16 protein-coding genes and 5 pseudogenes are annotated in these 23,976 nt (G+C 69.2%); 3 read left to right on the top strand and 18 right to left on the bottom strand.

Annotated elements, in window-relative coordinates; translation table 11 throughout:
• Nucleotides 1-16: 16 nt before the first annotated feature.
• On the bottom strand, nucleotides 17-394 hold the full coding sequence (locus ACFQ9Z_RS14815; protein ID WP_383016383.1) for a hypothetical protein: 378 nt from the start codon (nucleotides 392-394) through the stop codon (nucleotides 17-19).
• A gap of 1,142 nt (nucleotides 395-1,536) precedes the next feature.
• On the opposite strand from ACFQ9Z_RS14815, the gene ACFQ9Z_RS14810 reads away from it, so the two are divergent.
• Together ACFQ9Z_RS14810 and ACFQ9Z_RS14805 are read left to right on the top strand one after the other, a co-directional pair.
• Nucleotides 1,537-4,524, top strand: coding sequence for an NACHT domain-containing protein (locus ACFQ9Z_RS14810; protein WP_383016380.1), 2,988 nt, complete (start codon nucleotides 1,537-1,539; stop codon nucleotides 4,522-4,524).
• Between the two features lie 104 nt (nucleotides 4,525-4,628).
• Nucleotides 4,629-4,795, top strand: a pseudogene (locus tag ACFQ9Z_RS14805) (DUF5925 domain-containing protein); the annotation flags it as partial.
• Between the two features lie 560 nt (nucleotides 4,796-5,355).
• Here the strand turns inward: ACFQ9Z_RS14805 and ACFQ9Z_RS14800 are convergent.
• The 6 genes and pseudogenes from ACFQ9Z_RS14800 to ACFQ9Z_RS14775 form a co-directional block, all read right to left on the bottom strand.
• Complete coding sequence (locus tag ACFQ9Z_RS14800; RefSeq protein WP_383016377.1) at nucleotides 5,356-5,739, bottom strand: DUF742 domain-containing protein; 384 nt, start codon at nucleotides 5,737-5,739, stop codon at nucleotides 5,356-5,358.
• 7 nt (nucleotides 5,740-5,746) lie between these two features.
• Nucleotides 5,747-6,184 carry a roadblock/LC7 domain-containing protein gene (locus ACFQ9Z_RS14795; protein WP_383016374.1) on the bottom strand — a complete coding sequence of 146 codons (438 nt, stop codon included), beginning with the start codon at nucleotides 6,182-6,184 and terminating at the stop codon, nucleotides 5,747-5,749.
• The gene (locus tag ACFQ9Z_RS14790) at nucleotides 6,174-8,453 is read right to left on the bottom strand and encodes a nitrate- and nitrite sensing domain-containing protein (protein WP_383016371.1); all 2,280 of its coding nucleotides are present in this window, start codon (nucleotides 8,451-8,453) and stop codon (nucleotides 6,174-6,176) included. The genes ACFQ9Z_RS14795 and ACFQ9Z_RS14790 overlap by 11 nt, the downstream gene beginning before the upstream one ends.
• 821 nt (nucleotides 8,454-9,274) lie before the next feature.
• The gene (locus ACFQ9Z_RS14785) at nucleotides 9,275-9,463 is read right to left on the bottom strand and encodes a hypothetical protein (RefSeq protein WP_383016368.1); all 189 of its coding nucleotides are present in this window, start codon (nucleotides 9,461-9,463) and stop codon (nucleotides 9,275-9,277) included.
• Entirely contained in the window at nucleotides 9,460-9,888 is a 429-nt protein-coding gene (locus tag ACFQ9Z_RS14780) for a hypothetical protein (protein ID WP_383016365.1), read from the bottom strand. Before ACFQ9Z_RS14780 ends, ACFQ9Z_RS14785 begins: the two co-directional genes overlap by 4 nt.
• Before the next feature lie 167 nt (nucleotides 9,889-10,055).
• Nucleotides 10,056-10,223: pseudogene (locus tag ACFQ9Z_RS14775) on the bottom strand (transposase); the annotation flags it as partial.
• A 234-nt stretch (nucleotides 10,224-10,457) separates the two neighbouring features.
• On the opposite strand from ACFQ9Z_RS14775, the gene ACFQ9Z_RS14770 reads away from it, so the two are divergent.
• Nucleotides 10,458-11,270 carry a tetratricopeptide repeat protein gene (locus tag ACFQ9Z_RS14770; RefSeq protein WP_383016362.1) on the top strand — a complete coding sequence of 271 codons (813 nt, stop codon included), beginning with the start codon at nucleotides 10,458-10,460 and terminating at the stop codon, nucleotides 11,268-11,270.
• Nucleotides 11,271-11,365: 95 nt separating this feature from the next.
• Here the strand turns inward: ACFQ9Z_RS14770 and ACFQ9Z_RS14765 are convergent, their stop codons facing one another.
• The 11 genes and pseudogenes from ACFQ9Z_RS14765 to ACFQ9Z_RS14715 all read right to left on the bottom strand — a co-directional run bounded on the left by ACFQ9Z_RS14765 (nucleotide 11,366) and on the right by ACFQ9Z_RS14715 (nucleotide 23,317).
• The gene (locus ACFQ9Z_RS14765) at nucleotides 11,366-11,881 is read right to left on the bottom strand and encodes a GNAT family N-acetyltransferase (RefSeq protein ID WP_383016359.1); all 516 of its coding nucleotides are present in this window, start codon (nucleotides 11,879-11,881) and stop codon (nucleotides 11,366-11,368) included.
• An 808-nt stretch (nucleotides 11,882-12,689) separates the two neighbouring features.
• Nucleotides 12,690-12,940: pseudogene (locus tag ACFQ9Z_RS14760) on the bottom strand (transposase); the annotation flags it as partial.
• A gap of 579 nt (nucleotides 12,941-13,519) precedes the next feature.
• Nucleotides 13,520-13,723, bottom strand: a complete 204-nt coding sequence (locus ACFQ9Z_RS14755) for a cold-shock protein (RefSeq protein WP_020120296.1) — start codon at nucleotides 13,721-13,723, stop codon at nucleotides 13,520-13,522.
• A 656-nt stretch (nucleotides 13,724-14,379) separates the two neighbouring features.
• On the bottom strand, nucleotides 14,380-15,015 hold the full coding sequence (locus tag ACFQ9Z_RS14750; protein WP_383016354.1) for an ATP/GTP-binding protein: 636 nt from the start codon (nucleotides 15,013-15,015) through the stop codon (nucleotides 14,380-14,382).
• Nucleotides 14,957-15,394 carry a DUF742 domain-containing protein gene (locus ACFQ9Z_RS14745; protein WP_366912249.1) on the bottom strand — a complete coding sequence of 146 codons (438 nt, stop codon included), beginning with the start codon at nucleotides 15,392-15,394 and terminating at the stop codon, nucleotides 14,957-14,959. The genes ACFQ9Z_RS14750 and ACFQ9Z_RS14745 overlap by 59 nt, the downstream gene beginning before the upstream one ends.
• A 40-nt stretch (nucleotides 15,395-15,434) precedes the next feature.
• Nucleotides 15,435-15,911: a roadblock/LC7 domain-containing protein gene (locus ACFQ9Z_RS14740; protein WP_055495024.1), complete on the bottom strand. Its 477-nt coding sequence runs from the start codon at nucleotides 15,909-15,911 to the stop codon at nucleotides 15,435-15,437.
• On the bottom strand, nucleotides 15,908-18,388 hold the full coding sequence (locus ACFQ9Z_RS14735; RefSeq protein WP_383016349.1) for an ATP-binding protein: 2,481 nt from the start codon (nucleotides 18,386-18,388) through the stop codon (nucleotides 15,908-15,910). Before ACFQ9Z_RS14735 ends, ACFQ9Z_RS14740 begins: the two co-directional genes overlap by 4 nt.
• A 312-nt stretch (nucleotides 18,389-18,700) precedes the next feature.
• A complete protein-coding gene (locus tag ACFQ9Z_RS14730; RefSeq protein WP_383016346.1) occupies nucleotides 18,701-20,278 on the bottom strand; it encodes an ABC transporter substrate-binding protein in 1,578 nt (525 codons plus the stop codon).
• A gap of 306 nt (nucleotides 20,279-20,584) precedes the next feature.
• Nucleotides 20,585-20,813, bottom strand: a pseudogene (locus ACFQ9Z_RS14725) (IS5/IS1182 family transposase); the annotation flags it as partial.
• 214 nt (nucleotides 20,814-21,027) lie between these two features.
• Nucleotides 21,028-21,168 (bottom strand): annotated as a pseudogene (locus tag ACFQ9Z_RS14720) (helix-turn-helix domain-containing protein); the annotation flags it as partial.
• 244 nt (nucleotides 21,169-21,412) lie between these two features.
• Entirely contained in the window at nucleotides 21,413-23,317 is a 1,905-nt protein-coding gene (locus ACFQ9Z_RS14715) for a hypothetical protein (protein WP_383016343.1), read from the bottom strand.
• Between the last annotated feature and the right edge of the window lie 659 nt (nucleotides 23,318-23,976).

Genomic DNA, 23,976 nt, shown 5'->3' with positions numbered 1-23,976 from the left:
GTCGTAACGGTTGCGATCACGTCATCCCGGAAGCCGCGCTCGTCGATCCGGTGAGATCCGGGCGCGGCCCGTAGGCACGACGGCAACGGGGGTGGGAGATCGGCCAATCCGCCGCGTCATCGACAGTACGCACCGTGTGGTTGGCCTTCTCGGGGTGTTGGTGGGCGGTCCAGCCGCAGTCCGCTCCGTCGAAGACCTCCACCGTGGTCACTCCGGCTTGGCGGGTTCGGTTGAGAGTGCCTGCGTTGTAGGCGACGGCCGACTTCGCGAGCCTGGTGGCCTCGGCCCACGCGCGCACCGGAACCCGCGCCCCGTTGCGGTAGACGACGTACGTCAGCTTGTACTTGGTGGCCAGCCGATCCGCGAGGTTCTTCGCGGCCAGCTTCGCGGCCATGTTGCCTGCCGCCAACAGCGCGCAGCTTCCCGCGCTACGCGATAAAACTGGCTGGCCATCCGCTCGGCTTCCTCAGAGCGGCGTAGGAAGTCGGCGTAGGAGTCTGCCGCGAGCGACTGGAGAGCGTCCCCCGTGGAACGTGGTCCAGGTGAAGATCATGCCCAGGGCCTCGCCGGCCTTCCGGCCGCCGGCTTCCTACAGGTAGGGGAGCTGCCGCCGTACGAACTGCTGGGTCCACGCGCTGACGGAACTCACGGATGGACTGCTTGAACTCCTCCAGCGTGGCCAGCGTGTACGGCATACGCGGGTTGTCGACGAACCTGGCGAGCACATCCTGCTGTTTGCTCGCCAGGCGTTCCCAGGCTTCCTCGAGTACGGCAGCGACCCGGCGCGCGATCTCGTCAGGGTCTCCCGGCACCAGCGGCGGCCACTCGTACGGCATGGCGCCCTCCCGTGGGTGCCGCCCCAGGGCAGCATGCCTTCGTTGATGACCTGCTCGGCCCGCCGCCTGGCGAGTGCCGGCGCGGCTTCCCACGCGCGGAACTTCGCTGCGTTGACGCGCCGTTTGCTGCTCTTCGAAGAGAACTTGACGTTGTCGATGTTCCGTTCGGCGAACACCTCGCGGGTGAGGAGGTAGTCCTCAGGCGTGGTGATCGCTCGGATGAACGCCTGGATGTCTTCGGGGACGATCGCACGTTGTCGGCAACGGCAACCTCGACCCGCGACTCGCCCGCTGGCCCGGCTACTGGCAGCTGGAGTACCTGTACGACGACATGCCTTACGCCCTGGCCCTGGCGGACCTCGCCATCGGCCGAGCGGGCCACCGCCCTGGCCGAACTCGCCGCCCTGGAACAGCCCGCCGTCCTGGTGCCGCTGCCCGCCTCCGTCAGCCGCGGGGACCAGCTGGACAACGCGCGCGCCTACGCCGCTCACCACCCGGAGCACTGCCGCGTCGTCGACGACGAGCAGCTGAACCGACACCGGCCTACTCGTCCAGTTCGGCCCGTTCGGCGCGGCCGGCCAGGACCCGCAGCCGCAAAGATCTCGGTGCAGCGGCGACAGAGGGCCTCCGCGCCTCTAACCTGATGTCGACGCGACGGTTCGCTGAAAGGCGGTCGAGGGTGGAGCCTGCGGCTTTGGGGATGGCGGCGCGAGTCGCCTCGACACTGATCAAGCCGCTCGTGGCGAAGCTGTTCGTGCGGGAGGAGAGCGGCGCCGACCTGATCAACAAGCCGATCCGTGTCTCCAACCTGGTCAGCTGGCGTGGCCAGAAGCGCACCCTGGACGAGCGAGACGTACGCAAGATCAGCGAGAAGCTGATCAGCCGGACCCTCGCCGCGAACCCGTACGAGCCGGCGGTGCACGACGGTGACCGGATAGCCGTGGTCGACGCGCTGACCAAGACCCTGCTCTCGCTCGGCGACCTGGAGATGGAGGACGTGCAGGCGGTCCACCTCGGGCACGTCGAGCTGGCGCGCAAGCTGTCGGCCGCGGCGGACGACTCGACGCGGAACATGAGCGCCGACGCGACGAACCTCTACCGTTCCCTGCTCGACGTCTGCTGCCTGCACATCCTGCAGTTCTTCACGCAGCGCTCGGCCTTCATCCCGGCCACGCTGATCACGCAGACCCGCATGATCGACGAGACCATGCGCCGCATGGAGGTGCTGACGGCGCGGCTTCCCCCGCCGCGCAGCCAGGACGCCGATTTCGAGCAGCGCTACCTGGAACACCTCGGGCTCAAGTACGGCAAGCTCGCCATCTTCGGGCTCGACCTCAGCGCTCCCGGTCAGGCCCGATGGCCGCTCGACACGGCCTATTTGAGCCTGGAACTCTCGGCGCAGAACCGCGACGGAGGTGTCTCGGCCACCCACCGGCTCCGGGTCGAAGGGGCCCTGACCGGGAAGCACCGTGTGGTGCTGCGGGGCCCCGCCGGTTCGGGCAAGACGACACTGGCCCAGTGGCTCGCCGTCAGCGCCGCGCAGAACGACTTCGACGACGAGCTCGCCTTCCTCCGCGGCCGTGTCCCGTTCATCCTCCCGCTCCGCAGCTTGGCGCAGGAGTCCACGCTCCCCACCGCTCACAAGTTCCTCGCCATGGCCGGCAGCATGCTGGACGGCGCGCAACCGAAGGGCTGGGCCGACCGGGTGCTGCACAGCGGGCGCGGCATCGTCCTCGTCGACGGCATCGACGAGATCTCGGAGTCGAAGAGGCTGCTGACCAAGCGGTGGCTCACGGAACTGACCGAGATCTACCCGCGCACGTTCTTCCTCGTGACCACGCGCCCCTCCGCGGTCCCGATCGGCTGGGCTGCGGACCTCGGGTTCGTAGAGTTCGACCTGCTGCCCCTCAACCAGCGCGACATCGACAAGTTCGTCAACCGCTGGCACGACGCGGCCCTGTCGACTCTCGGGGACGCCGAGGAGCGCACCGAGGTGGAGCAGTACCGTGCCGCCCTGCACGTCACCCTGCGCCGCAAGCCCGACCTGTACCAGCTCGCCACCAATCCCCTGATGTGCTCGGTGATCTGCGCTTTGCACCGCGACCGGCACTCGCAGCTGCCCGAGGGGCGCATGGACCTGTACGCGGCCGCGCTGCGGATGCTCCTGGTCCGCCGCGACAAGGAGCGGGAGGTCATCGCGCCGGAGGGCTTGCAGCTGACCGAGGAGCAGCAGGTCCAACTCCTCCAGCGGCTCGCGTACTGGCTCATCCGCAACGGGCGCTCGGAGGCGACCCAGGCGCTGGCCGTGCGCATCATCCGGGAACGGCTGCCCTCCATGCCACACGTCGTCCCGCTGGATGGCGCGCACCAAGTGTTCCGTCATCTGCTGCTGCGCAGCGGGCTGTTACGGGAACCCACACCGGACACGGTCGACTTCATCCACAGGACCTTTCAGGACTACCTTGGCGCGAAGGCAGCCGTCGAGGCCTCGGACCTGGATTTGCTCGCCAAGAACGCCGGCGACGACCAGTGGGAGGACGTCATCCGCATGGCCGTCGGCCACGCCCGCGAACGCGAGCGCGCCGAACTGCTTCGCAAACTGGTGGCCATCGGCGACCAGCGTCCCTCCCAGCGGCGCCGCTATCACCTCCTGGCCGCGGCGAGCCTGGAGAACGCCACGACGCTCGACCCGGCGGTCAGGGCGGAGGTGATGAGCCGCGCAGCCTTCCTCATCCCTCCGGCCACCCGCGAGGAGGCGGAAAACCTGGCGCAGGCGGGCTCGGTGGTCCTCGACGTGCTATCGGGGCCGGCCGACATGACGGAGGAGCAGGCCGTCGCGAGCGTGCGCACGATCGGGCTGATCGGGGGCCCGGCCGCCCTGCAGCGGATGCAGGCGTACAAGGACGCGCCCCAGCGCGGTGTCCGGCAGGAGGTCGTCAACGCGTGGCCGCGGTTCGACACGGTCGAGTTCACCGAGTCCATCCTGGCCAGCTGCCGCTGCGACGACATCGAGATCCCGGTGACGAACGCGGAGCAGGTGGCGTGTCTGCGCCAGCTCCCCGAGGCGCCGAACCTGTCGCTCCCCCAGCCGTCGTTGATCCACGAGCTCTCCGCCGTCCTCGACCGGGACTCCGTGGTGTCCCTCGCGCTGGGTACGGCCGACCACCGCACATCGGAGCTTCCCGCCCTCGGCGGTCTGACTGGGCTGCGGCGCCTGCACGTACGCAATCCGACGTCCACGCTGTCCCTGAAACCGCTCGCGGACAGCGGCATCCGGGAACTCGTGCTCAGCTGCGTGCCAGTCGGCCTGGACCTCTCCGCGCTCAAGGCCGTTCCGCTGCTGACCACGCTGAGCCTCGGCTTCGCCGACGGCATCGCCCTCCCGGAGATCGCCCTGCCCTCGATCACGACCCTGCGGCTCAAGGGGGTAGCGGAAACGGCAAAGTTGCCCGACTTCGCCGCCATCTTCCCCGGCCTCACCCGGCTGCACCTGAATCTTCATCGCAGGCCGCGCCGGGCGCCCCTCGACCTCTCCCGGGTGCGGGGCATCGACTCCGTCACCGTCCGCGTCCGGAACACGACGAAGGTCATCGGCCTCGACGGGCTCGACCTGGGGCGGGTGTCGGTCACCGTGGAGGGCCGCCGCACGGGCGGACTCCTCACGTCGTTCCGCGACCAGCGCCCCTGACCCGGCCGGCTGCCGGGAAAGAACGCACCGCGCGCACTACGGTCGACCCGTCCACCGGCCCGCAGGTATGAAGGGCCCGGGAGCCCTGTGCGCGCGGCGCGGTCGTGCCGGATCATGGCGGCACGTCCGCGAACCCGTACGACGCGCTGCCGATCCGGCTCAACGTCGACGACACGACTCACCCGCCAACGTCATCGACGCGCTTCTCCTCGGCCGCTTCGCGACGGGCGAGCGGCCCCACTCGCACAGTGCCAACATCGACCGGGCGCGTCACAGGCGACCACGAAGAAGCGTGCCGCGAGCTGCCACATCCCGGCCCTCGGCAGACACGGCCCGCACTAGCGACTCAGTCGCACACCTGCAAGGCGGCGTGACCTACCCAGCCGCTCAGGCGTTGAGCACGGTGCGCGTGCACCCCCGATGCACGCGTGCGCGGATGAGGGGCCCGGACCGTGCCCGCCCGGCTGACGGGCCCCTCCCTGCTCCCCGTGCAGCCGCCAAGGCTCTCGCCGGCAGGGGTCCCGAACGCCCTCTGGGAACGTGGCCGCACTCAGAACAGCCGACCGCCTTCTCCTTCAGGCCCCGCCGTTCCCTGCGGCCACCGGAGTTGGTCCCCGGTCTCAGCGGTGCGCGGTACGGACGGATGGGCGCGAAGGATGAGGGCCTGCCCCGGCTTGCTTGTGGCGGGGGCGTGGGTTTGGGGGTGTCAGGATTCCGGGAGCCGGTCGAGACCCGTCCCCGCACAGGGCTACGAAGCGGGAACCCGCCCGGAGCCGCACCCGACAGCGGTGCGGCAGACGGGAATCGCTCTCCTTTAGGTGGGCGAGGATGTCAAAGCTTCTTCAGCCGTTCCACGATCTCCCGCAGCAGCTGCGGATCGGCTGCCGGGCCGGTGGCCTGGACGCGGCGGGGCCGGTCGATGCGGACCAGTCCGGCCTCGGCCAGGTCGCCGAGCAGGACACGGACGACGGTCAGGGGCAGGTCGGCGTCCGCGGCCAGCTCGGCCACGGGGCGTGGGCCGCGGCGGATCCGGTCGAGCAGGGACGCGCGGGCATGGTCGAGCTCCGGCTGTGCCGCGCCGTCCGGCCCCACTGCGGTGACCTGGGACAACAGGTCGACGGCATGCCGGTCCGAGGGCCGGGTGCGGCCCCGGGTCACGGTGTAGGGGCGCACCATCGACCCGGTCTCGTCCTCGTACCAGTGCTCGTCGCTCACCGCGGGATCAGAGGGGCGAGCGGGTGCCGGCGTCCAGGTGGCGGCCGAGGCGGCGGACGAGCAGGGCCATCTCGTGGGCGAGCTGTCCGACGTCGGTCCGCGCCTCGCTCAGTACGGCGAGGCGGCTGCCGTGGCCGGCCGGGGTGATGAAGAGGTAGGCGTCCTCCAGCATGACCATGGTCTGCCGCACCTCTCCCGCCTCGAACCGCTCCCCCGCCGAACGGGCCAGGCCGTGGAAACCGGAGCAGACGGCGGCCAGGTGTTCGATGTCCCGCCGGCGCATGCCCTCCGAGCTGCTCAGCGGGAGGCCGTCGGCGGTGAGCAGCACGGCGTGGCGGACGTGGTCGGTGCGGGCCACGAGGTCGTCCAGCAGCCAGCCGAGGTTCGTGCCGGGCGCGCCGGCGGGTGGGGCGGGGGTCTCGGGGGTGTGTTCGTCACCGTGCATCGTCGGTGTCCGTCCCTTCGTTTGCTTGGGCGTGCGAGCCCTCCGGGGTGCCCGTCACCGGCAGGCCTCTGCGGCCGCGATCCAGGCCCCGCTGGAAGGCGCCGAAGATCGCCCGCACTTCCTCGGGGTCCATTCCTCGGTCCGGTGCCCGGTCAGCGGGCGGCGGCTCCTCCCGCAGCTCCCGCACGAGCGAGGCCTGGCGGGTGCGGGTGGGCAGGGCGGGGGTGTCGTGCGGCTCGGGGGCGGCCTCGGGCGTGCTCCGCCCCCTCGACGGCACCTCCGTCACTGGTGCGACGGTTTCCGAGCGCTGCCTCAGGCGCAGCGCCTCGGCGCCGACCCCGGGACCCGCGGCCGCCGGTTCCACGTCGGCCAGCACCTCCTCCGGGAGCAGCACCACCGCGGTCGTACCGCCGTACGGCGAATCCCGCAGGTTCACCTCGATGCCGTGCCGGGCGGCGAGGCGGCCGACGACGTACAGGCCGAGCCGGTCGTGCCGGGTGGGGTCGAAGGCGTCGGGGTCGGTGAGGGTGCGGTGGGCCTGGGCGCGCTGCTCGGCGTCGAGGCCGAGGCCACGGTCGTCGATCTCCAGTACGAAGCCGTTGCCGACCCGCCCCGGGCGCAGCGTGACCTGGGTGTGCGGCGGCGAGAACATCGTGGCGTTCTCCAGCAGTTCGGCGAGGAGATGCGCGATGTCGGCGACCGCGTCCGCCGCGACGCCGGTCTCGGGCATCGGCGGGACCACCACGCGCGTGTAGTCCTCGATCTCGCTCACCGCCGAGGCGACGACGTCCGCGACCGGCACGGGCCTGCGCCAGCGGCGGCCGGGTGCCGCGCCGGAGAGGATGATGAGGCTCTCGGCGTGCCGGCGCATACGGGTCGTCAGGTGGTCCATGCGGAACAACTGGCGCAGGGCGTCCGGGTCGTCGGTACGCCGCTCCAGGGTGTCGACCAGCTTCAACTGCCGGTGCACCAGTGCCTGGTTGCGCCGGGCGATGTTGAGCAGCACCGCGAACAGCCCCCGGCGCAGGGTGGCCTGCTTGACGGCGGCCTCCACGGCGGCGAGCCGGGCGGTGTTGAACGACCGGCCGACCTGCCCGATCTCGTCGTCCCTGACCTCGTCGGCGGCGAGCGGCGGCGCCTCGGCGAGCGCGTCCACCTCCTCGCCGGCGCTCAAGCGCCGCATGACGTCCGGAAGTTTCCGGGAGGCGAGCACGTCCGCCGCGTCCCGCAGGATCTCCAGGCGGCGTGAGATGCGCCGCGCGCCGCGCACCGCCAACCACAGCGACAGCGCCACCGCGGCCAGCCCGACCGCGCCGACGACGGCGGCCTTGGTCAGTTCGCGGTAGGCGAAGGCACGGCCGCGCACGGCGGAGTTCTCTGCGGAACGGGTGCACAGCTGCATGTAGCGCTTGACGGCCCGGTCGGTGGTGGACCGCCAGGTGTCCGCGGCGACGGCCTTCCCGGCCCGCCCGGCACCGGCCCGCAACAGCGCGTCCTCGCTCCGCGCCAGCGAGCGGTGCAGGTCACCGCGCTGGAACTGCTCGAACAACCCGCGCGAGTCGGCGGGCAGGTCCGGCACGTACGTCCGCTCGAAGACACGCCGGTCCTCGATGGTCGCGGTCAGGGCGTCGTACTGCCGGTCGGTCAGGGTTCCGGCCGCCCGCGCCCCGGCGACCAGGGCGTCCTCCCGGGACACGAACTCCCGTACCCGTACCAGCTCGATGACGACCTGTGCCTCGCGGGCGAGCTGTCCGGCCTGGAGCGCGGTGAGCGTGGACTGCACGTCGAAGCCGGGTTCGACCAGGGCGCTGTACTCGTCCACCGCCCGGTCCCAGGTGATGTCCCTGGACAACACGCGCTCGCGCAGCCCTTCCAGGTTCCCGGTGGCGGTGACCACGGCGTCCAGGGCCTGCCGCTGCCGGCCCGTCAGCCGGCTGCGGTCCCCGTCCCGGACGGCGTGCCGCATGGCGTCGACGGCACGGTCGGTACGGCGCTGCTGTCCGAGCAGGTTGCCGGCGGCGGCCGTGTCGAGGCGGGCACCCAGATAGGCGGCGGACATCCGGCGCTCGATCTGGATCTGCCCGATCGCGGTGTCCACGGGGGTGCCGAAGTCCTCGTACACCCCCTGGAGCCTGATCAGCGCGCGCAGTTCGGCCGTGACCGACACCATGGCGAAGCTCCACAGGGCCATCAGGGCGACGGCCGGGGCAAGGGCGAGCGCCACGATCCGCGCGCGGACGGTGGTGGGACGGCCGACGGGCCAGCGCATGGGATACCTGCCGGTGTTACCAGTCAGTAGAAAGTTTGGCACAACCTACGGCACAGCCACCTGGATCGCAATGGTGACCGGCCGTAACCCAAGGTCACTTCCGGGGCGTCGCTCTCCGGGGCAGGGGCAGCACGAAGGTCGTGACGACCGCCGCGTGGCGGAGGGACGGTCGTGCCCGACACGTCACGCCACGGACGCGGGGTGCCGGTGACGAGAGTCCGCGCGTCCCGCACGGTCAGGCCCGGTGCAGTACGTAGTCGATCCAGTCCTGCGGTTCGGGCCGTCGTGCACAACCTCCGCCGAAGGACCACCCCGTGGCCGAGCGTCCAAGCCATCCAGATCGAGTCTCTCTTCGAGAGTCGGACCCTCGTGATCTACGAAACGGGCGGCCACCGTACCCGCCTGCGGGCACCGATCACCGCGCTCCTCAACTGCGGCGGCAGCTTCGAGGAAAAGTTCCACACCATCGGTAAGTGGTAGCTGGATCACCGCGGGCCGGACCGGGTTCCTGTCCCGCCACCGGGGGCACCGTGGGGAGGCCCACCAGTGTCCAACGGGAACCCCTACGCCCCTCCCGCGTAGTCCGCAGTTGATCCACGCATCATCCGGGCGGCACAGACTTGAAGATCTGGCCTCATCCTTATCAGGTCGATCACCGCGGACCGTCGACGTCGGCCCACCGGTCCTACCCCTCGGCCGATCGTCCACGGAGGTCCGGCGTCGACCGCTGCTGTTCGTGCTTGTTGGTGTCAACCGCTGGTGTCAGCTGCCGCACGCAGTCTTGACAAGCGGCTTTTCTCGGAGACGGCCCCGCGCTGCCGCTACCGCTTCTGGGCTCGGTACTGCTTGAGCAGAGCCGTGATCTTTCGGCTGTCGGCCGCGCCGTTCAGCTCGACCAGTAGAAGATCGGGACACAGCTCGTAAAGATCGCCCCACCATCGGCGCCCTCGGTTGTCCCAGATCCGGTAACCGCCCGGCACGCCTCTGGCTACGTACCGACGCTTACTCATGGCTGCTCCCTAGGCCGTGACAGCCGCAAGGCTTCGTCACGGACTCCCTTCTCCTGGTCGGCGGCGAGTTTCACAAGCTGGTCCACAAACTCGTCCGTCCGGTCGTCGGCGATCATCCAACTCTGGTAGGCGAACACCTCGCTGTCGAGCTGGTCGGCGGTCCACCACTCCTCAGCCCGCGACAGCGCCGCCAGCACCGCGCGCAGACCGACCAGGTCCCTCCGTTCGAGCAAGGCCTGCGCCGTCTCCTGCGTAACTGCGGTGTCATGGGCGTCCAATAGGAGCCGCTCAATGATCGGGCCGACCTCTTCCCGCTCGGCCCACGCCGCAAGCTGTCGGCCGGCCGCGGCTCTTCGAGACCACGATTCCGATTCCGAGTCACGAAGCGCTGCCGTCAATCGGTCCGCCCCCTGGTCTTGGCTCACATAGTCATACTGCCTGGAGCGAGATCGTGCAGGAAGAGACCAAAGCACAGCTCGAGCGCCGGGAGAAGGCTTGAAAACCGTCGTGGCAGCGATGTCACCGTGGGTTCAAATCCCACCGCCTCCGCTCCGCGAGCAGTGAGAACGGCCCCTGACCTGTGTGTTTGGTCGGGGGCCGTCGGTATGTCCACGTACCGTGATTGCCCGGTGTTCAGCGCACAGATCACCGAATAGGGCCAGCCCGGGACAGGCACGTGCTGGTCCTTGCCCCGTCCGTAGGTGTGGCACAGGACCCGCTGCGGTGAGGTGTGGGCGCTGGGCCGCAGCGAGCACGTGAGGCGGCCGGCCCGCCCGGGCGGCCGACGACGAGGCCGCGACTGCCCCGTTCGCTGGAGAACAGCCGACCGTCCTCCACCGTACCGAACTCCTCCAGGTGCTCCCGGAGAAACCGCACCAGCAGAAACGGAATCGGCACGATCCCCACCTCACCGTGGGCGCGCTGCTTGAGGCCGCGCCGAAGTCGGCCCCGCCCCTTGGCCGAACCCCACGCGCAATGTCCATATCCTCGGGCCATGAGACTCTTCCGACTGCGCGCCAAGCGGACGACTGAACCCCCTGTGTCACGGGCCATGGCCCTGTACACGGCCGGGCGCTACGCAGAGGCGGTGACCGAGGCCCGTGCCGTGGCCCGGTCGCTGCCACACGATGACACGTACACACCGCTGGCACTGAGCATCGCCGCAAACGCGACGGGCGCCCAAGGCCGCCACGCCGACGCTCTCGCCATATACGACGAAGTGCTGCCGGCCGTCGGAAAATCTTTCGGAGCTGATCACTGGCAGACCCTGAAACTGCGCTCCGACCGCGCCCAGACGCTGGCCGCGCTCGGTCGGTACGCCGAGTGTGAGGCAGAGTGTGCGGCCGTCGCCCAGACCGCAAGCCGCGGTACAGGGGAGTCGCAAAACGTAGTAAGGGCCGCCAGTAATGGGCTGGTCTTCGCTCTCAGCGCGCAGGAGCGTCACCCGGAAGCCGAGGCACGCGCCCGCGAGACCCTGGCCGCCTATCCTGAACCAGACCGGTTGACTCTGGCATTGCGGCTCGGCCTGGCACGCAGCCTAAACGGCCAAGCCCGCCACGAAGAGGCCCTCGCCGAGGCGGAACGCGCCCGTGAGCTGCGCCGCAGCTTGCCCGAGGGAGAGAGCCGCTCAGAGACCGGCGCCATAGAGTTGGCCGTGGCCACTGCCCTCCTGGGACTACGCCGCGGCACCGAAGCTCGCCTTCAGGCCGTAGCTGCTCACGATGCCTGTCTGGCCTCATTCGGTCCGGACCATCGCCGCACAGTCGAGGCTAAGGCTCTGCTCGACCGAATAGACGGCGCTTCTTGAACAGCACGTCTCAGCCTTGACATCCTCGCCCACCTAAAGGAGGGCGAGGATGTCAACCCACCGTGATCCATCACCCGTGATCGTCGAAGCTGGACCTAGAGCAGGATGCGGAGGTCGAGCACGGGCCCGGTGGCGTCGAGCGGCGTCGCATCCAGTTTCCCCAGGACATGGAGCATCGGCTTGTTGCTCGCCACCACCGCGGCGGTCAGCGTGTGGTGTCCCTCGCGGCGGGCTAAGGTCGCCGCATGTTCGGCCAGCGCGGTGCCGAGCCCCCTGGCCTGCCACGCGTCCTCGACCAGGATCGCGAGTTCCCCCACCCCTTGCTGGCGTGTGCGCATGACGTTCGTCATGGCGATGATGTGGTCCGTACGCTCGGCCGGAGCGGTCACCAGCGTGGTGCCGCGCTCCGGGCTGGACAACTGACCCCATTCGGCAGGTGACAGCCCGGACTTGCCCGCGTGGTACCGCAGGGTTCGGCTGCCCGGCGAGCAGCGGCGGTGCAGTTCCTGGACTGGCACCAGGTCGACGGGGCCCGCCTCGCGGGTCCGCGTGGCGGTGCCGTCGGTCAGCGTGATCGAGTGTGCAGCGTCTCGACGGCTGGCGTCGGGCATCGGCGTTCTCCTCCATTGCGATCGTGACTGCTGTGCCGCGGCTCCCGGGATGCAGGCGCGGCCTTGCTACCGCAGCAGTCTTTTGCAGCCTGCAGGCCGTCTCAAGAGGACTTCGCGCCACGTTGACTGCTCTGCGCATATATTCAACTACGCAGCGAAGCGGAAACATTGAGGAGTCGTGGTCCTCGTCGACGCCGATGCTGGGCATTGCTCGCGTCATCGCTCAAGGATTTACACGGAGGGCCCCCCGACCCTCACCATCAGGACAGGCCGATGAACATCCACACTTCGCATAAGTGACCCACTTCCAAATGGCTGTGCACCACTCAACCCGCTGATGCAGAGAACACGGGCGCCGGCAAGCGGCCAGCACCACTACCTGGCATCCGGCCTCTCTCCAGCGGCGGCCGGCCGCGGCCGTCGGCTGGGGAGAACGGAACGTCATCGCGGAGACGAAGTGAGGCCCGCCAGCCACTTGGGCAGAGGTCGCCCACGGCTAAGCTTGTGGTTTATCCAGCTCTGCCACTTGTGGTGGTTGCCGTGAGGTCCGGTTGGCCTTGTTTTCCGACGGTGCGTTCCTGTGCGCGGTGCTTGCGCCGTCTTCGACCCGTCGGTGGCCGCAGCCATAGCGGCCCAGTTCAGAGAGGACGCCAGTCCCGCCTACCTGGCCCGCTACAGCGAACTGGGCGGCGCGGCGTCGACCGCCGGAGTGGCGGTATTCATGCAGGTCCCATCCCGCGGGCCCCGGCCCCCCGAACGGGACTGCCGGGGCCCGCGGGTTATCTGGCCAGATAGACCGTCTATGTCAGACCAGTCCGGCGGCTGAGGCGAGGTCGCCGGCGTCGGCATAGGCGGTCATGTCGCCTGCGGCGACGACGGATTCGGCTCCGAGGGTGGGTCCCATGCCGGGCAGTGACTCGATGATCTCGACCTGTGGGTGGGTGCGGAAGGCATCCGGATCTGCCGGTCGATGCTCTTGAGTCGGTCCTCCAGGGCCAGGATCTGAGTGGCCAGGTCGGCGACGATCTGTGTGGCGGTGTCCTCGCCGGGCAGTGCGACCAAACCGCCGAGATGTGCACCGGAGATGCCGGTGAAGGCAGGATGAGACGAGGCCGCATGGGCCCACTTATGGGTCACACTCGCCGCCTCACGGTCAGCGGGCGGGACGGAAATCTACCCCCGCCAGGAGGAACGCCAAAACCACCTCCGTGAACGCCTCCGGCGCTGCGTTGTGGATCAGGTGTCCGACCGGGATGGTGACCACTCGCCCGCCGGGGATGCGACGGGCCAGTTCGGACCGTGACTGAGCCGCTACTGCACGACGCGTAGAACGGGGCGCTGTTCCTGGACGTCGAGTAGTTCTCAGACGTGCTTGGGCGTCCAGGCCAACTCGTGCGCCAACGTAGCCACTGACAGATCAGCTTTCTTGCAGGCAAGCTCAAAAGCTCGGCGCAGCGGTGACGGCTGCTCGCCGGAGTAGTTCGAAACCGACTCCGGAATAAAGCCCGGTTGGCCGTCCACAGTGGCTCATGGGGACCCACCCGAGAGGCCGATCGGATCCCGCCCGCTGACCACTCCGCCGAACAGTCAGGCCCGGCGTCCCGAAACCGGGATGCCGGGCCTTACCGAGGCGCGCGATCAGACGGGGCGGATGTTCTCCGCCTGCGGGCCCTTCTGGCCCTGCGTGACGTCGAACTCGACCTTCTGGCCCTCCTGCAGCTCACGGAAACCCTGGGCGGCGATGTTGGAGTAGTGGGCGAAGACGTCGGGGCCGCCACCCTCCTGCTCGATGAAGCCGAAGCCCTTCTCGCTGTTGAACCACTTCACAGTGCCCTTGGCCATGACTGTCTCCTTCGAGGGAAACCGTGCGTGCACCCTGCACGCACGGGAGGTGATCGCCCTGGTCCGGAGAGGCGCTGAACAGCAAGAACGCCCGTGATGGCGATCACGGGCGAACGGAACTTCGGAACCACGACTGCTGATCACAACGCTATAACGGCATGGCGGAAGCCGCTAGCGATAACGCGCCAGCAACTGGCTCGGACGAGGGCAGGATCGCCCGTGAGAAGCGGCGATGGTGATCCCACATTTTTCAGCACCACCGGCACGGTGCCCGTGCCGGGGCCGCCGACGGTCACTGGCCGGCCCTGCAGGACCTGTCACCGCAGGCGCTGCCCCCGTTCCCGAAAGGCTTCTTCTGCACAGGGCGGCGAGGCGTGGCCTCCCCGCCGCGGACTGCACATGGCGGCCTGTGCCACGTGTCCCCGCCGGTTCCGGACGCGCGGTGCAGGCCCTGGCGGCGGACGATCCTGTGGCGCACCACGCCCGCTATCCGCGCCGAAGTGGTGGTCGTGGTGGTCTCCGTACGGCGGCTACGGCGCCGTACGACGCGGTCGCCGCTGGGTGCGGCGGGCGTAGCGGGCAGGCCAGCACGTGCCGCGGTGGAGACGGCCGTCACCGTCGCCGCCGCCGACCCCCTGCGGACGGGCGTGTACCGCCTACGCCTCCGCCCGCTTCAGCGCATGGTTGAGTACCACCAGCAGTGCGTCGAGCACCGAGCCCCGTTCTCGGGCGTCGAAGACGAACAGCGGGACGTGGTCGCTGACGTCCAGCGCCCAGCGCACCTCGTCAAGCTCGTGCGCGACCTCGCCGTCAAAGGCGTTGACGGCCACCGCGAACGGGATGTCCCGGTGCTCGAAGTAGTCGACCGCGGCGAAGCAGTCGTCGAGGCGGCGGGTGTCGACGATCACCAATCCGCCCAGGGCGCCCTCCACCAGGTAGTCCCACATGAAGCCGAAACGCTCCTGGCCGGGCGTCCCGAACAGGTACAGCTTCAGGGTCGGATCGAGGGTGATGCAGCCGAAGTCCATGGCGACCGTGGTGGCGGTCTTGTGAGGGGTGTGGCTGAGATCGTCCACGCCCGCCGCGACCTCGGTGATCGACGCCTCGGTGGTGAGCGGTTCGATCTCCGAGACTGACGCCACCGTCGTGGTCTTGCCGACGCCGAACCCGCCCGCGATCACCATCTTCACGGGAAGGGGCGGCCGTTCGGTCTCGTGTGGGACGCACGGTGCGTCAATCCCGTTGGCTGTCACGGTGTATCCCTTCGGATTCGGCGACGCCGCGGAGACCATCGATCACCCTTTGCAGAACGGAGACGTCGCGGGAGGCATCGGCACTGGGCACGTATACGGCGAGGAGCGCATGGGCGCGCAGGTCGGCCGCGAGCACACGGACGACGTTCAGATGCAGGTGCAGCTTCGCGGCGACCTCGGCCAGCGACTGCGGTCGCCGGCATACGGCGACGATGTCGCGGTGTTCGAAGGCCAGGGTTTCGAGGGTGGCCAAGCCCAACGAGGTGGTCACGACCTGGGTCTCGATGGGGAGCGGCGCTACCGCGTCGCTGCCCGCGACCCTTCCCGCGGTCAGCAGGAACGGCCGGATCGCCGAAGGGCGGCCGGCGGATCCCGAACCGCCGGAGCCCGGGTGGTGCTGACCACCCTCGGACGCCATTCTGGGTCTTTCCTTCCTGCTGCATGTGGTGGCGGACGGTTCACCCGGTGGCCGGGGAACCGACGCTGTTCTTGAGCTCGAGGACCAGCTCGGGGCTGAGGGCCGCGCCCACTCGGTTGGCGAACAGGGTCATCTCGTAGGCGACGTTCCCCAGCTTCGCCTCGTTCGAGGTGACGACGCCGAGCACGGATCCGCTGCCGATCGCGGAGACGAGGAGATGGCCTCCTTCCAGATCAATGATCACCTTGTTGAGAGCGCCGAGGCCGTAGTTGCCCGAAGCACCGGCGGCCAGGCTGGTGATTCCCGAGACGATCGCCGCGAGACGCTCGGAGTCCGCGTGGTCGCACAGCCGCGAGACCGCTATCAGCAGACCGTCGGAGGAGACGGCGATGGCATCCACCACGCCCGCGGTCTCCGTCGCGAATCGGTTGAGCAGCCAGGTGAAGTCCTCTGCGGCGGCACGCAGGTCAACGGGCTCCACTGGGTTGAATTGAGTTCCACCTGTCGACGTGGTCACTGCCCCACTCCTTCCGGTCCCTCCGGGGATTCTGGTGATGCCGGCATCCGAGTCGGCCGTTGTCCCGGCTGCGCGCTCTCGCGCTCGGCCCGGGCCACCGCCTCCTCGAACTCTTCGATCGAGGAGCGGACCGCCTCCGCGTCGAGCGGCCGGCGCGACGTCGGCGTCGGCCGGCGTGCCGCCGCGGCGTTCTCGAGCGTGGCGCCGCGCACGCGGCGCCGTAGCGGCGGCGCGGCCGGTGCCGGGGTAAGTGCCTCGCTATCCGGGTGTTCCTGCGCCTGCCCTGCGGCCCTTTCGGCGGTGTTCGCGGACCGGGTTTCGGGGGGCGGACCGGCCGTGTGCGCGGTCCGCGGGACACGTCGCGGCAACGGTGCGGGCTCCTTCCCGGTGCTGTCCCGCGGTGCGCCATCCGCGGGGGTTCGCCGCGAGGGCTGGGGATGCTGCTGGGGAACGGCGGATGTGACGGCAGGCCCGGTGAGCGCTGGGGGCTTGGCGGCCGTCACGGGCCGACTCCGGGTGGGGAGGACCGACGAGGAAAAGTCCTCGCCCGCGAACACCGTGGGCACGTGGCTCAACGGCATGAGCAGCGTCGAGGGGATGAAGACCCTGCTCGTGACCCCACCGCCCATCGTCGCGGTCAACGTGACCCTGATGCCCCAGCGCCGGGCGATCCGGCCGACCACGAAGAGCCCGAGGACCTTGGTGGGGACAAGGTCGAGCCGCTCGCGGCGCACCAGCCGCTCGTTCTCCTCTTTCAGACGCTCGGCGCTCATGCCGAGCCCGTGGTCGACGACCTCGACCACCGCCGCCTCGCCCTGGGAGCGCACCCGCACCTCGACGGGGCTCTCGGCAGGGGAGAACGCCACCGCGTTCTCCATCAGCTCGGCGAGCATCAGGGTCAGATCGCCGACGATGTCGGGCGCGACGGTGACCTCGTCCAGCACACGCAGGTGGATCCGCTGGTACTCCTCGATCTGGGCGAGCGCGCCCCGTACGACGTTGGTCAGCGCCGTCGGCCGGGCCTCGAGAGCGGTCTCCGCCAGCCCGGCGAGCAGCATCAGACTGTCGGCATTGCGCTGCAGGCGCACCGCCAGGTGGTCGATGTGGTAGAGCTGGTCGAGCAGCGCGGGGTCGGTCTCCTCACGCTCGACCGCATCGATCAGCGCCAGCTGGCGCGCGGTCAGGTTGCCGACGCGCCGCCCGACGTTGCCGAACATCTCCGCCACATTGCGCCGGCTGAGCACCTGGCGCTGCAGCAGGGCGGCGGCCGCCTCCTGTACCTCGTTGAACGCCTCCGCCAGCGTGCCGATCTCGTCGCGTGCCCGCACCGGGACTGCGTTCAGCCTGAGCCGGCCGTCGTCCTCGGCCTCGTCGTCCGCCACCCGCGCGAGCTCCTGCCCGGTCGCCCTGGCCACCTGCTGGGCCGCGGCGGTCAGCATCCGCACGGGCCGCACGACGGAGTGCCGGACCAGGAGGGAGAGCAGCAGCCAGAAGGCGAAGATCAGCACCACCGCGGTCAGCAGCCACCCCACTCGCCACCAGGCCTCGGAAGAGGCCCGGTCGCCGTCGTCCGCGATCTGGTGGATCAGTGACCGGGTGATCTCCAGCCGGGTGGACGCCTGCTTCTCGTACGTCGGATACGCCGCGATGGCCTTGTCGACGGCCGCCCGCACCTCGTCGAGGTCCCTGGCCTCCAGGGAGGAGGGATCGAACTGGAGGGTCGCGAACTCGGACCGGATGGCGTTCTGGTGCGCGTTGCGCTCGATCCGGGCCAGCCGGCCGCTCTGGGCCACCGAGGCGATCCGGCTGAAGCGCTGAGCGTGGTGGTTGTAGAGCTGGAGGCTGCCCACCGCGCCGGTGAATTCCGTGAGCGCGCTGGAGTCGCCGGTCTGGGCGGAGAAGACACCGGTCTCGAACGCGGCATGCGCGGCGTCCGCGCGCAGCAGCGTGTCCAGGACGTTCTCGGGCGACGACACCGCACCGCCCGCGGATCCGCCGAGGCCAAGCCCGTCGATGAGGTTGGACACCATGGAGCCATAGGCCGGGTCGATGCTGTCGGCCGGGAGGTAGGCGCCTTCGACCGTCTTGCGCAGCCCGGTCAGCCCGGCGACGCCCCGCAAAGCCCTGGTCTCCGCCGCGGGAAGGCGGGATCCGAACGCAGAGCGGACCTCGGCGACCTGGCGGTCGACGGCCCACTGGGCCCGGCGGTACTCCCGCGGCGACGGCGCGGGCCCACCGGGCTCCGCGGCCTGGTAGCGCACCGACAGCAGAATCGCCTGCTGATGCTCCCTCTGCAGGTCGTCGACGAGGGAGGCGACCTGCTCGCTGCTGCGGACGAGGGCCGCGGCCCGCGCCGCTGACTGCGCCTGTGCGACCTGGCCCGCGATGACGTAGGCGAGGATAGCGGCGACCACAGCGGCGGGGATGATCACCAGCACATTGAGCTTGCGCTGGAACGGCCAGCGGTCGAGAAACACGTCGGCCCTTCGCCGAACCCGCGCTCCCCGACGTGCCTGTTCCGCTGCTTCCACCTTGTGCGGGGACACCAAGCCTCCGGAACGATGTCGTACGGGCAAGCTGCTCTGTTGCCTGGGTGAGTTGCCGTGCTGATCTGTATCGCTTGTCCGAACGGGCGGAGACTACAGCCTTTCTGCCCGTGGGGTTCAAGCGTCGTGCAGAGAGAACGGTGACGATGGGCGTACCGGCAGGTCCGGGACCGGGCCTTCGAGCACGGCGCTCGGGCGGCAGTCTTTGCCCTGCCGAGCGGCGCCCGTGCACGGCTTCGGCCCTCAGCCGTCGACGGAGAAGTCGCGGAACCGGTAGTCGGACAAGGGGTGGCTGCGGGTCGGGACCAGTCCGCGGACCCCGGCCGCGTACGCGTCGACCTGGTTCTTGAAGCCCCAGACGATGTAGCCGCCGCGCTCGTACTCGATCTTCTGGGCCGCCTTGAGCAGTTCGTTGCGCTTGCCCTCGTCGAACTGGCCGCGGGCCTGGTTGACGAGAGAGACGAACTCCGGGTCCCTCCAGTGCGTTTCGTTGTAAGGGGCGCCCTTGATCGATCCCTGTTCCACCTGCGCCAGGTAGTTCCGCGTGAACCAGTAGTCCATGGCGAACGGCCAGCTCAGGTACTTGTCGCCGTAGAAGGTCGCGGAGTCGGTCTTGCGGACCCGCACCGTCACCCCGGCGCCCCTGGCCTGCTGGGCGAAGAGCTGCGCGGTCTCGACCGCGCCGATGCCGATGCCGTTGGAGGTGACCAGCTCCACGTTGAGCCCCTCGTGCCCGGCGGCTTTCAACAAAAATCTGGCCTTGTCGAGGTCCTGGACGCGCTGCGGCAGATCGTGGTTGTACGCCGGATCGAAGGGTGCGTAGAGGTCGTTGCCGATGCGTCCCTGTCCTCTGAGCACCTGGCGGACCATCTGCGGCCGGTCGACGATCAGCCGCATCGCCTGGCGGACCCGCTCGTCGTCGAAGGGGCCGGTATCCAGGCGCATGGTCAGCGGGGTCCAGGCCCCGGGCTCCGAGATCAGGACCTTGCAGCCCTGGGCCTCGACCAGCTCCATCTGCTCGAGCGGCAGGTTGTCCATGGCGTCGATCTCCCGGCTGAGCAGCGCGTTGACCCTGGCCGTGTCGTCGGGGAAGTCGATGATGTGCAGTTGGTCGACATGGGCCGGGCGACGCCAGTAGTTGTCGAACCTGGTGAAGACGCTCTCGTCCCCGGGAGTGAAGGACTTGTAGACGAACGGGCCGGTGCCGATGGGTTTCCTGAGGTCGAAGTCCGCCGGGACGACAGCCATGACGGTCTGCGCGAGCAGATCCTCCAGCAGGGCGTACGGAGTCTTCAGCGGGATCCGCACGGTCAGGGAGTCGATCCGCTTGAGGTCCGCGACGTCGACCACGGCGAGGCTGCTGGCCCCGGCGGCGGGCGCCTTGGGGTTCGCGATCCGGCGCAGGGAGGCGATGACGTCGTCGGCGTCCAGGGTCTTGCCGTTGTGGAACTCCACCCCGGAACGGAGCCTCAGCGTCCAGACCCTGCCATCCTTGGACGGTTCCATCGCGTCCGCGAGCAGGGGCTTGACGCGGTATCTCTCGTCATGGACGAACAGCCGCTCGAACAGGTTCACCGCCCGTGCGTGGTCGGGCCAGATGACGGGATTGTGAGGGTCGAGGGTGTCCTTGGCGCTGCCGCCGGTACAGCCGACGCGCAGGACGCCGCCCTTCTTCGGGGGCCTGGCTCCCGAGTCGTCGCCGCCGGACCCGGAGCACCCCGGGAGCAGGCCCGCCGCGGCCGTGGCGAGCAGGCCGCCACCACCACGCAGGACGGTTCTTCGCCTCATCGCTCCGCTGGGGTTGTTTCCGTGCTCGCTCATGGGCAGGTGTCGCCTTCACATCAAGGCCGTTCTCATGGCGCGCTGACTGCTCGGATGACGCACAGCACCTCTGCAACGCGGGCAAAGGCCAGTCGGCCGGGCATCGCACACGCCACAGCCGACCGCCTCGCCGACGCGGTCATCGCCCCATTACGGATCGCCAGGAGGTTAGAACACATGCCCATCGAACACCCATCGAACATCGGGAAATGGCGCAAGAGACCGGGCCGGGTCTGCCGGACGGGGGTGGACCGGACCACGGCCGGGGATCTCAGCAGTTCACCACGGCGTCGCGCCGGTCACCGAATCGGTCAGCCCCTCCACGAACCGCGGCACCGGCACCAGCGCCGGCCCGGCAGGCGACCAGGCAGGCCGACCGCGCGCGGGGAAGGGATGCGTGAACTCCTCGTCGCGGAACAGCGGCCCAACTCGCCCAGCAGCCGGAGCGCCAGGCTTCCCCTCAGGAGCGCTGCCGCGCCACCGGCACCGTCTCCGCCGGGACCTCCCCAGGCCCGTGGGCCGCAACGACATCCACTTGCACCCCACACGACGACGTCGGCCTTCAAGACCACAACCAGGTCTCGAAGGCCGAAGAGGTGGAGCTGGTCGGGCTGCTCAGGCTGGTTCGTCGGCCCGGTTCGGCCGCGGCGCGGTCCACTCCGACTCGCCGGCTGGCCTTGACGGTGCCTGCCGCGCGCCGACCGGGAAGGTCAGGTCCCGCCACCGACAAGTCCAGCGCGTATGAGTGGGAACGGCAGCCCCTCGCTGCGAGCGGTCTCCCGGGCCCTGAGAGCGTCGTTGTAGACCACCCGCGCACACCCGAACGCCCTCGGCAACGCCGTGCGCTGAGCAGTGTTCGGGTACAAGCGGAAGCTGTACCGAAGATGCACGCGGGTCACGATACGTACTGGCAGGCGCAACCCCTATGGTCCGGCTCGTACTTCACCGGGTCGGTCGGCGGTGCGCCGCTCAGCATCATGAAGCAGTGTATCGAGCAGCAGAACCGGCCACTCTGACGGCCGAGGTGACCAGTGCGGATCCGAGGTCAGAACAGGCTAAAGATTCGCTTCACCACCGGGCTGAAGCCCGGCGCACTGCGAATAGACCCGGTAGCGGGCCTCTCGGATGGCATGGTCAGCCCTTCAGACGGCCGTTGTCCGGCCGTGCGACCTCGGCGAGGTACTCGTCGATGCGCCTGCGGACCGCCGACTCGTCACCGTAGCGGTCACCAAGTGCACGGAAGAACGTCAGGCCTTCCCCGTCGTCTGGTTCGAAGCCGGCGAATACCGTGACGTGCTCGTAGTTTTCGAGATCCCTCTCGAAAGCGGTCTCGGGAGTTTCATCGAGGCCACCGATCAGTGCGTGGACGATGTTGGCTACGAACCGGGAGCTGCCCGCCTGTTCGACGGCGAAATTGACCAGGTCTCCCCTCGCCAACGTGAGATCCCTGTCCCAGTTCTCCTCGGAGAAGTCCTCCCAGTATGCGTTGAGGCCCGGTCGTACCTCTCCTATGCTCTGGTTTCCTTGGCCGCTGGAGATGCCGCCGCCCTCGAAGTCGTAGAGCACCTCGAGGAAGCTACGGTTCAGCTGGATCTCCTCGTCGTCCGCGGGGATCACCACCCAGTCACCGTCGACCGTGGCGGCAAGGTGCGGTGTGCCGTTGACGTCGAGGCGCAGCGGTATCAGGTCGTCGTGTCGGCGGATGAAGTCCTCGTTCGCGCACTCGTAGTCGTCCCAGTCCTCTCCGTACAGCTCCTCCCAAGTGTTCTTTGCGGGGCTGGCGGTGAAGCGGATGGCGTCGGCCACGGTGTGCGGGGCGGAGGTCGAGATGTCGACGGTGGCCGTGGGCGGGAAGGCAAGAAGGTCCGGGACCGCGGCGAGGGCGAGGGCCATCGGGTCGCTCCCTGGCTCGTAGGTGCCCAGCACGGTCACCGCGTCCTGAGCCGGCCCCTGGTCCTTCAGCAGTTGAAGGGCCCCGTCTCGTACGCAGAGCGCATATTCCGCCTCCTCGCCGTCTACTGGTGACACACAGACCGTCAGGAACGACTCGAGCGGCATGGTGGAGACGGCATGCCGCCAGCCCTTCCGGAAGAGGGCGGGGCCTTCGTAGATGGCCACGAGCCTGTAAGCGTCGTCACCCTCCCCCAAGGTCTGCGGCGGTTGGACGGGAAGGACCCTTGGCCGGGGACCGCCGTAGTGCCGGATGATCAGTTCGCGGGGGTCCGGGCCGGCACCCGCGTAGAAGGCGAGGGCATGTCCTCGTACGAGCAACTGGTCGTACCGACGCAGTTCCGCGGGGTCCCTGTCGTACACGGTTGCCAGGAGGAACTGCCGTGCTCTGCGGGGGTTGAGGCGCTGTACGGGTGGCCAGGAGACATCCGCGTTCGCGTTCAGCGGCAGGATGGCATCCTTGTCCCCGTTTCCATCGGCTCGCTGCGAGGCTCGTCCGTCCTCGTCTTCGAAGGCGTCGTCCGATTCATCGAAGTCGCCCTGCGGCTGATCGACGACGGCCTGCACCGGGCGGGGGTTGGGGAACACCGACACCAGCGTCGCCGATCTGAAGCGGGCGCTGAAGAGCTTGGTGCTGGGCCGCTCGAAGCGGTCGACGGGGCGTGCTAGCAGGCGGCCGTGCATGGTCCGGTAGAAGGCCACGTTGACCTCCTTCTCCAGCCATTCTTCGAGTTCGTAGGTCGAGCCGAGGTCCCCGTCGGGAGTGATTTCGGCCGTTTCGAACAGGGTTTCGACCTCGGTCCGATCGAGCGACTTCAGGCCCTCAACGGCCGCGGCCGCCGCCCTGAGTCGCTCATCCTGCTCCTCGAAGACCCGGTCGGGGATGGCGACGCCGACGAGGTAGCAGCCGTTTTCGGCTCGCCAGTTTGAGGTGAGTTCATAGGAGGCGTCCAGGAGCACCTCCTCGGCGGCGTCGCAGACAAAGTCGTCGATCTCCGGGTCTGCTCCAGGGACACTGCCGGAAGGCAGGTCCGGCAGGTTGAGCGCCTCAAGGGTGTCGGCGTTGCCGGGCTGCTCCGAGATCACCACGATCGAGTAGGTGCCAGAGCTCCCGTTGCGCTAGACACGGGCGTACGAGGAGCCGATGGTGTCTTCGAGGGGCACGGGGTTCTCTTTCTCCTTGTGGGGCGTCGTCTGGCGGGATGGACGGATGCGTACGGCGCTCCTCTTCCGCACCCGCAGATAGGGCAGGACACGCCTGCGCAGAGGATCGGCCGAGGCAGGCCTTCCACGCGGCCAGCGGCCCCCGCAGTCGGGGCAGGCGTACAGCGACGGCTCGGGGCACACCTCGTGGACGATGACGTGCAAGACCCGGCTGGTCACCGGATGCCGCCGGGACTCAGGCGAGGCCCCGACACCCGCCGGTAGTTCGGTTTCGAGTGATGCGGCGCAGTGCGGGCATCGCGAGGGCGGGACCACAGCAGCACTCCTCAAGTCTGTGTGATGGCTCCTCGGCCGATGCCGTGGAGGCGTGTGCTTGCCACTAACGTCGCCAAGCGGTCGAATTTCGTACCGCTACGGTCCGCGAGCCGCGGGCGACCAGCCAGGTTGTCGGTCGGAGGCAGACGCGAGGCCCGGTCTGGCAATAACTGGGGCCGACGAGTCGTTCAGGAGGCCCGTCGGGCGCCGCCCTAAGCGAAGGGGACGACGCCCGTGGCGTGTTTTCTCCGTACTCAGCGCGGCCGCTC

Origin of the sequence: Streptomyces sp. NPDC056580, from assembly GCF_042793175.1 — a bacterium.
GTDB lineage: Bacteria > Actinomycetota > Actinomycetes > Streptomycetales > Streptomycetaceae > Streptomyces.
The sequence above is the reverse complement of the archived record's forward strand: the minus strand, read 5'-3'. Positions and strand labels throughout refer to the sequence as shown.

Excerpts from the sequence above, each read along its gene's own strand:
- ACFQ9Z_RS14815 (WP_383016383.1), bottom strand. The coding sequence starts at position 394 with ATGGCCGCGAAGCTGGCCGCGAAGAACCTCGCGGATCGGCTGGCCACC.
- ACFQ9Z_RS14810 (WP_383016380.1), top strand. The coding sequence starts at position 1,537 with ATGGCGGCGCGAGTCGCCTCGACACTGATCAAGCCGCTCGTGGCGAAG.
- ACFQ9Z_RS14795 (WP_383016374.1), bottom strand. The coding sequence starts at position 6,184 with ATGCACGGTGACGAACACACCCCCGAGACCCCCGCCCCACCCGCCGGC.
- ACFQ9Z_RS14790 (WP_383016371.1), bottom strand. The coding sequence starts at position 8,453 with ATGCGCTGGCCCGTCGGCCGTCCCACCACCGTCCGCGCGCGGATCGTG.
- ACFQ9Z_RS14785 (WP_383016368.1), bottom strand. The coding sequence starts at position 9,463 with ATGAGTAAGCGTCGGTACGTAGCCAGAGGCGTGCCGGGCGGTTACCGG.
- ACFQ9Z_RS14770 (WP_383016362.1), top strand. The coding sequence starts at position 10,458 with ATGAGACTCTTCCGACTGCGCGCCAAGCGGACGACTGAACCCCCTGTG.
- ACFQ9Z_RS14765 (WP_383016359.1), bottom strand. The coding sequence starts at position 11,881 with ATGCCCGACGCCAGCCGTCGAGACGCTGCACACTCGATCACGCTGACC.
- ACFQ9Z_RS14755 (WP_020120296.1), bottom strand. The coding sequence starts at position 13,723 with ATGGCCAAGGGCACTGTGAAGTGGTTCAACAGCGAGAAGGGCTTCGGC.
- ACFQ9Z_RS14750 (WP_383016354.1), bottom strand. The coding sequence starts at position 15,015 with ATGGTCTCCGCGGCGTCGCCGAATCCGAAGGGATACACCGTGACAGCC.
- ACFQ9Z_RS14745 (WP_366912249.1), bottom strand. The coding sequence starts at position 15,394 with ATGGCGTCCGAGGGTGGTCAGCACCACCCGGGCTCCGGCGGTTCGGGA.
- ACFQ9Z_RS14730 (WP_383016346.1), bottom strand. The coding sequence starts at position 20,278 with ATGAGCGAGCACGGAAACAACCCCAGCGGAGCGATGAGGCGAAGAACC.